This window comes from Salegentibacter echinorum, from assembly GCF_900129445.1.
GTDB classification, from domain to species: Bacteria; Bacteroidota; Bacteroidia; order Flavobacteriales; family Flavobacteriaceae; genus Salegentibacter; species Salegentibacter echinorum.
In genome coordinates this window covers 236,570-248,794 of record NZ_FQVT01000001.1, presented here as the reverse complement: position 1 = coordinate 248,794, position 12,225 = coordinate 236,570, and the positions used below count along the sequence as shown (strand labels likewise).

At 37.0% G+C, this 12,225-nt stretch carries 11 protein-coding genes; 10 read left to right on the top strand and 1 reads right to left on the bottom strand.

Annotated features, from left to right (window positions below; genetic code table 11):
* Positions 1-166 precede the first annotated feature (166 nt).
* The 6 genes from BUA71_RS01165 (at position 167) to BUA71_RS01140 (ending at position 6,425) form a co-directional block, all read left to right on the top strand.
* Positions 167-370: a membrane or secreted protein gene (locus tag BUA71_RS01165; protein ID WP_072875898.1), complete on the top strand. Its 204-nt coding sequence runs from the start codon at positions 167-169 to the stop codon at positions 368-370.
* A 9-nt stretch (positions 371-379) separates the two neighbouring features.
* A complete protein-coding gene (locus tag BUA71_RS01160) occupies positions 380-1,483 on the top strand; it encodes a glycosyltransferase (protein ID WP_072875896.1) in 1,104 nt (367 codons plus the stop codon).
* Positions 1,474-2,046, top strand: a complete 573-nt coding sequence (locus BUA71_RS01155; RefSeq protein ID WP_072875895.1) for an RNA polymerase sigma factor — start codon at positions 1,474-1,476, stop codon at positions 2,044-2,046. Before BUA71_RS01160 ends, BUA71_RS01155 begins: the two co-directional genes overlap by 10 nt.
* 209 nt (positions 2,047-2,255) lie before the next feature.
* Positions 2,256-3,134 carry a lipoyl synthase gene (gene lipA, locus BUA71_RS01150; RefSeq protein ID WP_072875894.1) on the top strand — a complete coding sequence of 293 codons (879 nt, stop codon included), beginning with the start codon at positions 2,256-2,258 and terminating at the stop codon, positions 3,132-3,134.
* Positions 3,135-3,149: 15 nt separating this feature from the next.
* The gene (gene gap, locus BUA71_RS01145) at positions 3,150-4,157 is read left to right on the top strand and encodes a type I glyceraldehyde-3-phosphate dehydrogenase (RefSeq protein WP_072875893.1); all 1,008 of its coding nucleotides are present in this window, start codon (positions 3,150-3,152) and stop codon (positions 4,155-4,157) included.
* Between the two features lie 39 nt (positions 4,158-4,196).
* Positions 4,197-6,425: a tetratricopeptide repeat-containing hybrid sensor histidine kinase/response regulator gene (locus tag BUA71_RS01140; RefSeq protein WP_072875892.1), complete on the top strand. Its 2,229-nt coding sequence runs from the start codon at positions 4,197-4,199 to the stop codon at positions 6,423-6,425.
* A gap of 102 nt (positions 6,426-6,527) precedes the next feature.
* Here BUA71_RS01140 and lpxK read toward each other — a convergent pair whose 3' ends face one another.
* Complete coding sequence (gene lpxK, locus BUA71_RS01135) at positions 6,528-7,532, bottom strand: tetraacyldisaccharide 4'-kinase (RefSeq protein WP_072875891.1); 1,005 nt, start codon at positions 7,530-7,532, stop codon at positions 6,528-6,530.
* 230 nt (positions 7,533-7,762) lie between these two features.
* Between lpxK and BUA71_RS01130 the strand changes: the two genes are divergently transcribed.
* The 4 genes from BUA71_RS01130 (at position 7,763) to BUA71_RS01115 (ending at position 12,197) form a co-directional block, all read left to right on the top strand.
* A complete protein-coding gene (locus BUA71_RS01130) occupies positions 7,763-8,857 on the top strand; it encodes a Nif3-like dinuclear metal center hexameric protein (RefSeq protein ID WP_072875884.1) in 1,095 nt (364 codons plus the stop codon).
* Between the two features lie 2 nt (positions 8,858-8,859).
* Entirely contained in the window at positions 8,860-9,633 is a 774-nt protein-coding gene (locus BUA71_RS01125) for a zinc ribbon domain-containing protein (RefSeq protein WP_072875882.1), read from the top strand.
* Between the two features lie 328 nt (positions 9,634-9,961).
* Entirely contained in the window at positions 9,962-10,624 is a 663-nt protein-coding gene (gene msrA / locus BUA71_RS01120) for a peptide-methionine (S)-S-oxide reductase MsrA (protein WP_072875880.1), read from the top strand.
* Between the two features lie 88 nt (positions 10,625-10,712).
* The gene (locus BUA71_RS01115) at positions 10,713-12,197 is read left to right on the top strand and encodes a potassium/proton antiporter (RefSeq protein ID WP_072875878.1); all 1,485 of its coding nucleotides are present in this window, start codon (positions 10,713-10,715) and stop codon (positions 12,195-12,197) included.
* The last annotated feature ends 28 nt before the right edge of the window (positions 12,198-12,225 follow it).

Here is a 12,225-nt window from a genome sequence, read left to right as displayed (position 1 = left end):
AATAAAAATACGAAAAAAGAGCATCGCAATTATCTCCTACAATTTTCTAAAAAGTCTTTTTATTGTTATCTTTGCACAGCAATTTAACCAGACTTCTGTATTAGGAGTTTGATCACTATTAGGCTGAAGTTTTTAAAAAGATTTTAAGCCGAAAAAAATTGAGAAAATGAAATTATTACTGATAACCATTGTACTTTTAGGTCTTGCCTTTGCTGGGATAGCTATTAAAATATGGGGTAAGAAAAACGGAAAATTTGCCGGTACCTGCGCCAGCCAAAGTCCTTTTTTAAATAAAGAAGGAGAAGCTTGCAGTATGTGCGGAAAAATGCCGGAACAAATGTCTGATTGCTCTGGAGAGAGAAAAGCCTAATTAGCGTGCATGGCAACAATTTTACTGGGAATATTTATCCTAATTTCCCTCATAATCTTAGGCTTCTATTTTGCGTTTTTCTCTTTTGTAAATGAAAAACCTTCTGCTCCCAGTAATTTGAATTCCCCTGTTTCGGTAATCGTTTGTGCTAAAAACGAAGCCGAAAACTTAAAGACTTTCCTGCCTTCAATTTTAGAGCAGGATTATCCAGATTTTGAAGTCATTATAATTAATGATGCCTCGATGGATGACACCCTGGAGGTTATTGAAGACTTTCAGGCATTAGACGGTAGGGTGAAATCTGTAAATGTTCAAAATAATGAAGCGTTTTGGGCCAATAAAAAATATGCGCTAACCCTGGGCATCAAAAAAGCAAAAAATCCTTATTTAATTTTCACCGATGCCGATTGCGCTCCGCAGAGTAAAAATTGGATCAGGTATATGTCTGGTCAATTTCAAGGTAAAAAATCTATTGTACTTGGTTATGGTGGTTATTTTAAAGACACCCGTTCTTTTTTAAACAAATTAGTTCGCTTTGAAACTTTACTTACCGCAATTCAATATTTCTCTTATGCTAAATTAGGTAACCCTTACATGGGTGTGGGAAGAAATCTCGCTTATACTTCGCAACAATTTTATGCACAAAAAGGTTTTGCTAATCACCTGCACCTGCGTTCTGGTGATGATGATCTTTTTGTAAATGAGGCTGCAACCAAAGAAAATACAGCATTGTGTTATCATCCTGAGGCCAGTACGCGAAGCATTCCGAAGAAAAATTTTAAAACCTGGTTACATCAGAAAAGGCGGCATGTATCTGTGGCCGGCCATTATAAGCGCAAAGATAAATTTTTACTCACTTTATTTTATAGTGCACGATTTTTCTTCTGGATTTTGTTTTTCTTACTCTTAGTTTTACAATTTCACTGGCAAATAACCTTAATAGTGGCTGCCGTGGTCTTAATTACCCAAGCCATAATTTATACTAAGGCTGCAAAACAGTTTGAAGAAACAGACGTAGTTTGGTTTTTTCCGTTTTTAGAAGTAATTTTAATATTTACCCAATTTAGCATTTTTATAGCGAATAGCATCTCAAAACCAAAGCATTGGAAATAGACAAAAAATTGCTTCTTAGCAAAATTTCAGCCGCTAAAGAAGGAAATCAGCCTGCTTTTAACTATCTACTCGACACCTTTTGGGATTTGGTTTATGGCTTTCAACTTAAAAAAACCAGCAATGAGTATGAGGCTGAAGATATTACGATAAAAACTTTCTCTAAAGCTTTTAATAGAATTGATACTTTTGATGATTCCTATTCATTTAGCACCTGGCTCATAGCTATTTCCAAGAATATTCACATAGATATGCTACGGAAGAAAAAATCCTCGCTCTATTCCCAGACTACCTTAGAACAAAATGATAAGGTAAACAGCATCCCAGATGATACCCCCTCTATTGAAGATAAATTAATTAGCGAACAAAATTTAGCGCAATTGCTACGCGATATCAAAAAACTGAAACCTCATTACCAGGAAGTAATTCAGCTTAGATATTTCAGGGAAAAATCTTATAAAGAAATCGCAGAAAACCTGGGAGAACCTATGAACAACGTCAAGGTTAAATTACTGAGAGCTAAAAAATTATTATTTAAGGTTATCAAAGAACGAAAAAGCCATTAATTATTCAACCTTGTTACCAGAGAAGGATTAACCTAAACCAATTAATCAATAATTCTTTAAATTTTGCTGTTGAAAATGAAGAAACTGTTTTAAAATAGCGGTTACTTTTTCATTCCTATTTGAAACTTTTACTAAGTCTTTTAAGGGTTAACATTCGTATTTATGCAGTTTAAGAGATTATTGTATATTTGAAAAAGATTTTTAAAACTATGAGTACAGAGACGATAAATCCCGTAAAAACAAAGCCAAAAGCAAAACCTAAATGGCTTCGTGTTAAGCTTCCTACCGGCAAAAAATACACCGAACTTCGCAGCCTTGTAGATAAGTATGATTTGCATACTATTTGTACTTCTGGTAGTTGCCCAAATATGGGAGAATGCTGGAGTGAAGGTGTGGCTACTTTTATGATTTTAGGTAATATCTGTACCCGTTCCTGCGGATTTTGCGGTGTAAAAACCGGCAGACCGGAAACTGTAGATTGGGATGAACCCGAAAAAGTGGCCCGTTCTATCAAAATTATGGGGATTAAACATGCGGTAGTGACCAGCGTAGATAGAGATGACCTAAAAGATATGGGATCTATTATGTGGGCAGAAACCGTGAAAGCGATTCGTCGTATGAACCCAAACACTACTTTAGAAACACTTATTCCAGATTTCCAGGGAAATGAGCGCAATATAGACCGCGTGGTAGATGTGTTACCAGAGGTTGTTTCCCATAACATGGAGACCGTAAAAAGGTTGACCCGACAAGTTAGAATTCAAGCGAAATATGACAGAAGTCTGGAAGTGCTTCGCTATCTAAAACAGCAGGGAGTGAATAGAACAAAATCTGGAATTATGCTTGGTTTGGGAGAACGAGAAGAAGAAGTTATACAAACCCTGCACGATCTGCGCGATGCCGATGTAGATGTTGTAACCATTGGCCAATATTTACAACCCAGTAAAAAACACTTACCTGTAAAGCAATTTATCACACCAGATCAATTTAAGAAATATGAAGCCATAGGGCTCGATCTCGGTTTTCGCCACGTAGAAAGTAGCGCTCTAGTTAGATCTTCTTACAAAGCGCACAAACATATTGACTAAGTCTTAAAAATAAGCATGACAAAAAGTATCAATATTGCCATAAACGGTTTTGGCCGTATTGGGCGTAGTTTATTTAGGTTGCTCATTGAAAATGAAAATATAAATGTAGTTGCCATCAATGATATTGCAGATGCTAAAACCCTGGCCCATTTGCTAAAATACGATAGTATTCACGGGGTTTTAGAAGCCAATATTTCTTCAGAAGAAAATAAACTTTTAGTCAATGGAAATAGCATCCCTGTGCTTAACGCAGGTACAACACAGGAAATTAACTGGAAACCTTATAAGGTGGATATTGTAGTAGAAGCCACAGGGAAATTCAAGACCTATAAAGACCTGGAGGGGCACCTTGAAAACGGTGCAGAGAAAGTGATTCTATCGGTTCCGCCACAGGATGAAACGATAAAAATGGTGGTGCTTGGTGTGAATGATAATATTCTGGACGGCAGTGAAAAAATCGTGTCCAATGCGAGTTGCACTACCAACAATGCGGCGCCTATGCTAAAGCTCATTCACGAGAATTTTAAGGTAGAACAGGCCTATATTACCACGGTGCATTCTTACACTTCAGATCAAAGTTTGCACGATAAACCACACAAGGATTTAAGAAGGAGCCGGGCAGCCGCGCAGTCTATAATCCCTACCACTACCGGAGCCGCAAAAGCTTTAACGGGAATTTTTCCAGATATTAGTGATGTTATTGGTGGTTGCGGAATTCGCGTTCCGGTACCCAACGGCTCTCTTACCGATATGACTTTGAATGTGAGCCAGGAGACCAGTATTGCTGAAATTAATGCGCTGTTTAAAAATGCTTCGGAAACTTCACTCAAAGGAATTATGAGTTATACTGAAGACCCCATAGTTTCCATAGATATTAACCACAACCCCTATTCCTGCGTTTTTGATGCGCAAATGACCTCTGTGATTGGCGGAAAGCTTGTTAAATTAATTGGCTGGTACGATAATGAGATCGGTTATTCCAATCGTCTTATCGATTTAATTTCAGTACTTACGCATAAATAACTATATTTATCACGATTAAGTTTTAGCCGAAATTCCTGAATGAAGAACCTTCTACTTATACTCTTTATCGTTTGCTGTTTTGGTACTACCTATGCATTGTCGCAAGAGGAACCCCAGGAAAAGGAAATTACCCAGGAAAAAATTCAACAGTTATTGAACGACGCCGAGGTATCGGTAAATACTATGGATTTCGATAATGCTATTGAGCAGTTAAATTCTTCCCTGGAACTATCAAAATCCATAGATGACAAAAAGTTTATTGCCCTCTCCAGTAGCATCCTGGCGAAACTATATTATATAAGAAGGGACTATGATAAAGCTGTAACGGAATTGAACCGCGCAGTAATGGTGCAAAAAAAAATTAATGATAAAGAGGGACTGGCTTTTAGCTATATCAATTTCTCAAAGATATATAGTTCACAGGGAGAAAAAGATCGAGCAAAAAAATACCTGAAATTAGCAGAAAATATTTATGCTGAACAAAATAGCCCTGCTTGTTTAGGGATTATTGAATTAAACAGGGCTATCATCAACTTAAATCTTGACAACAACCTTAATACTGCTTTAAACAATCTAAATTCCGCCGAAAAAAAACTTGTTGATAGCGACAATACCTATGAAAGGTCTCGTCTTTATTATTATCGCGCCAGGACCTATTTAAATTTAGGTAAACACCAGGCGGCAGAAGAAGACATAAGACGTTCCCTAAAAATTGCCTTTAAAGATAATTTTGGCGGGATGATCATGAGCGGTGAAAAATTACTCAGTGAAATTTATGAAGATCAGGGTAACTTGAGTCAGGCACTTTTAAATTTAAAGAAAAGTAACGAGCGGAGGGATTCTATTTTCAACCTGAATAAATCCAGTATGGCGGTTGAAGCCAATACCAAATATGGAATAGATGCGCTACAGAATAGTTTAAATGAACTCAGTTTAAAAAATGCCGAGCAGGAACGCACCTTAAAGGTTAATAAACTTACTACAATTTTAAGTGTAGCTCTAATCACTATTTTGTCACTGCTTACATTATCCCTCTACAAAAACAATAATTTAAGGGCTAAAGCAAACGAGTTATTACAGAAGAAAAACACCGAACTAACCGAAGCCAAAGAAAATGCCGAAAAAGCCTCCCTGGCCAAAGCGCAGTTTCTATCTACCATTACACACGAGCTAAGGACACCTCTTTATGCCGTAACGGGCCTCACTCATCTTTTACTGGAAGAAAGTCCGACAGAAAATCAAAAAGAACACCTGAATTCCTTAAAATTTTCGGGGGAATATTTACTCTCTCTTATCAATAATATTTTAGACCTGAATAAGCTGGAAGCAAACAAAATGGAAGTACTGGACGCTTCTTTTGATCTTAAAAAGCGTATTTCTGATGTATTGATTGCTTTAAAAAATTCCGCCGATGATAAAAACACCAAAATTCATCTGGATTATGATGAACGAATCCCGACAGAACTAAAAGGCGACCCGCTTAAAATTTCGCAAATTTTAATTAACCTTATCGGTAACTCCATTAAATTCACTGAAGATGGCGACATTTGGATTACAGTTTCTAAACATCATTCCGAAGGAAAGTTTATCTTTTTAGACTTTAAAATAAAAGATAACGGAGAAGGCATTACCAAGGAAAAGCAGAAAGCGATTTTTGAAAATTTCACCCAGGGTTCCACTCAAATAAATCGAAAATTTGGTGGCACCGGCCTGGGCTTATCTATTGTAAAAAATTTGCTTAGCCTACTTGGTAGTGACATAAGCCTGAAAAGTGAACTAGGAAAAGGTTCTACATTTTATTTTAGGTTAAAATTTGAAGCCAAAGAAGAAACGACCAATACCGCGCCTACCCCTGCTTCGCCGGTACAGGAAGAAGAAAATGATTTATTAACCGATTCCCAAATTCTTATCGTAGAAGATAACAAGATCAACCAGATGATCACCAGGAAAATACTGGAAAAACACAAAGTGAAATGCGAGGTTGCAGACAATGGTAGTATCGCTGTAGACAAAGTAAAAGCCAGTGAATTCGACCTGGTACTTATGGACATTCATATGCCGGGAATTAGCGGAATTGAAGCTACAAAACAAATTAGAAATTTTGATTCCAAAATTCCAATTATAGCACTAACCGCGGTGACCTTAGATGATAATTTAGATGAATTCTTTTTAAACGGTTTTAATGATATTATTCCCAAACCTTATAAAACAGAAGAATTTTTCGCCAAGATTAACAAGCAATTAGCAGTAAGTACCCGCACTTCCTAGTCATTTGGCACGGGCTTTGCAAAATTGAGCTAATTAAATTATATATTGATTTAGAACATATATAGTTTGAATTAGCCAAAGAAAATGAGGTGTAAACGCACCTCATTTTTTATGCATAAAATCCAAAATTTCCTGTTGAAATTCTTTTTCATTTGCCAAAAAAGCAGACTGAACCGGTAGGTAATATAATTGTTCACGCTCAAAATGATCTACCAGCCGTACGTAATCTTTCTCTGTCGTTAAAACAAATTCTTTTTCCTGTAAATGAGCGATTTCTGAAGCCGAAAAATTATGGTGATCCTTATATTTTAAATGTTTAAACCCAATAGCTTTCTTTTCTAAAAATAAAGTTAGGGGTTTGGGATTGGCAATTCCGGTAACTAATGTAACCTGTTTAGCCTTTAATTGCTCCAATTTCAGGGTTTTTTCTTTTGAAATTACGCTATCTGAATAATCAATAAAACTGAAGAACAATTTTTGATAATTCCGAAGCTCTAATTTATGACGTATGCGCTCCATTTCAGGTTTTATCAACTTCGGCGGACATTTAGTCACAATAATAATCTTAGCGCGTTCTGCCCCAGCGGTAGGCTCTCTTAAATTGCCGGTGGGCAGCATAAAGTCATCGACATAGAGATCGCCATAAGCCGTAAGTAAAATATTAAGCCCTGCCTCTACTTTTCTATGCTGAAAAGCGTCATCTAAAAGAATAACCTCCGGATTTTGATTTTTTAGTTGAAATATTCCATTTTGTCTATCCGCCTCCACTGCAACGATCGCCCGATTAAATTTTCGCTTAAATTGCAAAGGCTCATCCCCCACCTCCCCGGCGGTTTCCTCACCACTTAGTAAATGATAACCTTTTGTACTGCGCTTATAACCGCGGCTAAGACTGGCTACTCTAAATTTTGGTAGCAAAAACTTCAGCAAGTATTCTATCATTGGAGATTTTCCGGTTCCCCCAGCATTTAAGTTTCCCACACAAATTACCGGTAAGGTATAAGCCCGGGATTTTAAAATTCCGGAGTTATAAAAGAAATTTCTAATCCACATGATCAACCCATATAGTAAGGCAAAAGGAAAGAGCAATTTTCTTAAAATCTTCATACAGAACTGGCTATAATAATTATATTTGAAGTTAACCGGACCAAGCCGAAAACAATTGAATTTAGTAAAAATAGATACTACGAATTTAGTAAAAACTACCTCAGGGCAAGCCTCTGATGGATAATATAGAAAGATATTTTAGTTTTGATACATCCCCATAGCTATAGAATCGGGAATAGTCTCGATAATCGGGTAAAAAATCTATTGTTTCAGTAAAAAACGAAAACAAAATGCTTATAAAAGAAGTAATTGATATTATAGAAGATTTCGCACCACCGGCCTATGCCGAAAGTTTTGACAATGTGGGGCTTCTGGTAGGCGATAAAAGAGCCAAAGTAAACGGCGCTCTTATCACTTTAGACACTTTAGAAAGTGTGGTAGAAGAAGCCATTGAAAAAAATTGCAACCTTATTATTAGTTTTCATCCAATCATATTTTCAGGCTTAAAAAAATTAACGGGAAGGGATTATGTGGAAAGAACAATTCTAAAAGCCATTAAGCACGATATTGCAATTTACGCCATTCACACCGCTTTAGACAATCAATACAAAGGAGTGAACGATATGATTTCTGAAAAAATTGGCTTAACAAATCGCAAGATCCTGATTCCGCGGAAAGATAGCATAAAAAAGTTAACCACATTTGTTCCAAATAAACAGGCCGATGAGGTAAGAAAAGCGCTTTTTGAAGCTGGTGGCGGTAGTATTGGGAATTATGATCATTGTAGTTTTAACCTACAAGGTGAGGGTAGTTTTAAGCCCAATGAGGCCGCCAATCCCGTAATTGGCAACCGTGGGGAGGTGCATCTTGAAGAAGAAACTCAAATTGGTCTGACTTTCCCTGCACATTTAGAACCTAAAATTATAAGAAGGCTTTTTGAATCGCATCCTTATGAGGAAGTAGCTTATGAAATCACAGCCCTGGAAAATAAAAATCAGCAATTGGGCATGGGAATGATTGGTGAACTGGAAAATGCCGAAGATGAAAAGGATTTTTTGCAGCGCATAAAATCTACTTTTAATTGTGGCTGTATAAGGCATTCTGAATTTAGAGAAAAAACTATCAAAAAAGTTGCGGTACTGGGAGGTAGTGGCAGTTTTGCAATAAATAACGCAAAAGCCGCCGGAGCCGATGTGTATCTCACGGCAGACCTTAAATACCACGACTTTTATAAAGGGGATAAAGACCTATTACTGGCAGATATTGGCCACTATGAAAGTGAGCAATTCACAAAAGATTTATTACATTCTTATCTTACAAAAAAAATTAGTAATTTTGCACTTATTTTAGCAGATACAAACACCAATCCAATCAAGTATATATAACTATGGCAAAAAAGAACGATGTTACTGTAGAAGAGAAGTTAAGAGCGTTGTACGATCTTCAGCTGGTAGATTCCAGAATTGATGAAATTAGGAACGTACGCGGCGAGCTTCCACTGGAAGTTGAAGATTTAGAAGACGAGGTAGCTGGATTGAACAAGCGTTTGGAAAAATTAGATGCCGATATTGAGGTCATTGAAAACGATATTAAAAGCAAGAAGAATCTTATTGATGAGTCTAAAGCGACCATGAAAAAGTATTCTGAGCAGCAAAAAAATGTTCGTAACAATCGTGAGTTTAACGCTTTAAGCAAAGAAGTGGAATTTCAGGAATTGGAAATCGAACTTGCCGAAAAACACATTAGGGAATATCGTGCTCAAATAGAACAAAAGAATCAGGTGATCGAGCAAACCAAAGAACGCCTGGAAGAACGTAAAACACACCTGGAGCATAAAAAAAGTGAATTAAACGATATCCTTGCTGAAACGGAAAAAGAGGAAAAATCGTTGATCAAGAAGTCTGAAGATTTTGAGAAAAATATCGAAGAGCGTCTTATAAAAGCCTATAAAAGAATTCGGAATAATGTAAAAAACGGACTAGCCATTGTACCGGTAGAGCGTGGTGCATCTGGAGGATCTTATTTTACAATTCCGCCGCAGGTGATTATGGAAATTGCGGGACGCAAAAAAATCATTACAGATGAGCACAGTGGCCGAATCCTGGTTGACGAAGAGCTGGCAAAAGAAGAACAAGAAAAAATGCAGAAATTTTTCTCATAATTCCTTGTAAATATATTGCATCAAAAAAGCTTCCATTTTAGAGGCTTTTTTTATCTATATTGATTAACAAGCTTTTCACATTTTTAAAAGATTTAAGCTTTAACTTTATTTCTTACTAAATACAGCTTTTACAAAGCTTTTAGAGTTGGCTTTTCAAAAATAAGCCATAAAAAGAAAAAGAATATTACCTAATTATAAGGTTCTACTCTTATTTTAAACAAAAGCAGCTGAAACCGGCATGGTGCTGGATGCAAAAAATTAGCAAAATACAGGGAGATAGTTATACGCCTGTGACAAATTCCCACATTGGGATTAAAATTATAAACACATGAAACATTTTTTTATACCCACATTTATATTTCTACTAATTTCCTGCGGAAACAATGCACAACAAAAAACAGTCACCAAACCAGAAATTGCCAATGCCGATCCGGTTGAAGTAGAAGCGGAAGATGGATTTGAAAAAGCCTATTTTGCCAGCGGATGTTTTTGGTGTGTTGAAGCCATTTATGAAAGTGTAGAAGGTGTGAAAGAAGTAGTTTCCGGTTATGCCGGGGGGCACACCAAAAACCCAACTTATGAAAAAAGTAATACCGGTAAAACAGGACATGCCGAAGCGGTTGAAGTAATTTACAACCCTAATGTTGTGAGTTTCGAAACGCTCGTAGAAGTTTATTACGGTTCACAAGACCCTACCCAGGTGAATGGCCAGGGACCCGATATTGGCTCACAGTATCGCTCACTTATCTTTTTTCAAAATGAACAACAAAAACAAACCATAGAGAAAGTTAAAAAGGATGTTGCAAAAAATTATAAAAAGCCACTAGCGGCTGAGATTCTACCCTTTCAGAAATTTTGGAAAGCCGAAGCTTATCACCAAAACTATGAAAAGAACAATCTCAACAATCCCTATATTCAAAAAGTTTCTATCCCACGGTTAAACAGGTTTAAAGATAAGTTTCCAGATATCCTAAAAAAGGAAGCCCATTAAGCTTTATTCAATAAAAACAATTTTTTAATTACGCATTCGACTCTCTAAAAGAGCCGAATGTTTATTTTTGCCTCACAAAACAAATAAGATGAACATTACTATAGAGAATATTCTTTTAATTGGTTCTATTTTATTATTTGTGAGCATTCTTGCCGGGAAAACCTCCTATCGCTTTGGCGTACCAACCCTGGTACTTTTCTTAGCAGTAGGTATTCTTTCCGGGTCTGAAGGTATTGCAGGAATTTACTTTAATGACCCCAAACTAGCCCAATTCATAGGGATTGTATCCTTAAATTTTATTCTCTTCTCTGGAGGGCTGGACACCAGTTGGAAAACCATTAAACCGGTAATGTGGCAGGGAATCTCGCTTTCTACTCTAGGCGTATTGTTTACCGCGGTAAGTCTTGGGGTATTTGTTTGGTATATTACAGATTTTAGTATTTATGAAGGGCTGTTGCTGGGCGCCATTGTATCTTCTACAGATGCCGCCGCTGTTTTTTCTATTTTACGATCTAAAAACCTGGCTTTAAAAACCAATCTAAGACCCACTTTAGAGCTGGAGAGTGGTAGTAACGACCCTATGGCCTATTTTTTAACTATTGCGTTTTTGGGATTGGTAGTTAATCAGGATCAAAGTATTTATAGTATCATCCCGCTTTTTCTACAACAGATTCTAATTGGGGTTGCTCTGGGATTTCTCTTCGGAAAACTAAGTAAAATTATTATCAATAAAATTACCTTAGATTTTGAAGGACTTTATCCCGTCCTCGCGATCGCTCTCATGTTTATTGTTTTTTCTGCTACCGATGCCCTGGGCGGAAACGGATTTTTGGCTGTTTACTTAAGTGGTGTATATCTGGGAAACCACAATATTATCCACAAGAAAACCATTATGCGGATGTTTGACGGATTGGCCTGGTTGATGCAAATTGTGCTATTCCTTACCCTTGGCCTTTTGGTTTATCCCTCACATATTGTTCCCGTGATTGGCGTGGGAATCCTAATCTCATTTTTCCTTATTTTTATCGCACGACCATTGGGTGTATTCCTTAGCTTGAGTTTCTTTAAAATGAAGATGCGACGCCGTTGGTATGTGAGCTGGGTAGGATTAAGAGGTGCTGTACCTATAGTATTTGCTACCTATCCATTACTGGCTGGGATAGAGAAAGCCGATATGATTTTTAACATCGTATTTTTTGTCTCCCTCACCTCTGTATTAATTCAGGGGACAACGCTTTCGGTAGTAGCTAAATGGTTAAATGTAGCGCTACCAATGCGGGCAAAACAAAAATCTCCGGTAGATATTTTTATGGCTGAAGGCGCAAAGTCTGTCTTAAGAGAAATTGATATTCCCGAGCATAATCACTCCGTAGGAAAACGTATTGTACAGCTTGAATTTCCCAGGAAAGCAATTATCGCCATGATTTCCCGAAATGAAGAGTTTCTAACCCCCAATGGGAATACTGAAATTGAAGCTCACGATATGTTAGTGGTACTTACCGAAGACCGGGAAACCATGAGACAGGTTTATGAAAGCCTGGATCTTGAACCGGAAATGGCAGAGCTTGAATAAAGATCTACGATTAAAAGAACAAGATTCC

Coding starts and splice junctions, on each gene's coding strand:
- BUA71_RS01140 (WP_072875892.1), top strand. CDS start 4,197: ATGAAGAACCTTCTACTTATACTCTTTATCGTTTGCTGTTTTGGTACT.
- BUA71_RS01160 (WP_072875896.1), top strand. CDS start 380: ATGGCAACAATTTTACTGGGAATATTTATCCTAATTTCCCTCATAATC.
- lipA (WP_072875894.1), top strand. CDS start 2,256: ATGAGTACAGAGACGATAAATCCCGTAAAAACAAAGCCAAAAGCAAAA.
- BUA71_RS01165 (WP_072875898.1), top strand. CDS start 167: ATGAAATTATTACTGATAACCATTGTACTTTTAGGTCTTGCCTTTGCT.
- BUA71_RS01125 (WP_072875882.1), top strand. CDS start 8,860: ATGGCAAAAAAGAACGATGTTACTGTAGAAGAGAAGTTAAGAGCGTTG.
- lpxK (WP_072875891.1), bottom strand. CDS start 7,532: ATGAAGATTTTAAGAAAATTGCTCTTTCCTTTTGCCTTACTATATGGG.
- gap (WP_072875893.1), top strand. CDS start 3,150: ATGACAAAAAGTATCAATATTGCCATAAACGGTTTTGGCCGTATTGGG.
- msrA (WP_072875880.1), top strand. CDS start 9,962: ATGAAACATTTTTTTATACCCACATTTATATTTCTACTAATTTCCTGC.
- BUA71_RS01115 (WP_072875878.1), top strand. CDS start 10,713: ATGAACATTACTATAGAGAATATTCTTTTAATTGGTTCTATTTTATTA.
- BUA71_RS01130 (WP_072875884.1), top strand. CDS start 7,763: ATGCTTATAAAAGAAGTAATTGATATTATAGAAGATTTCGCACCACCG.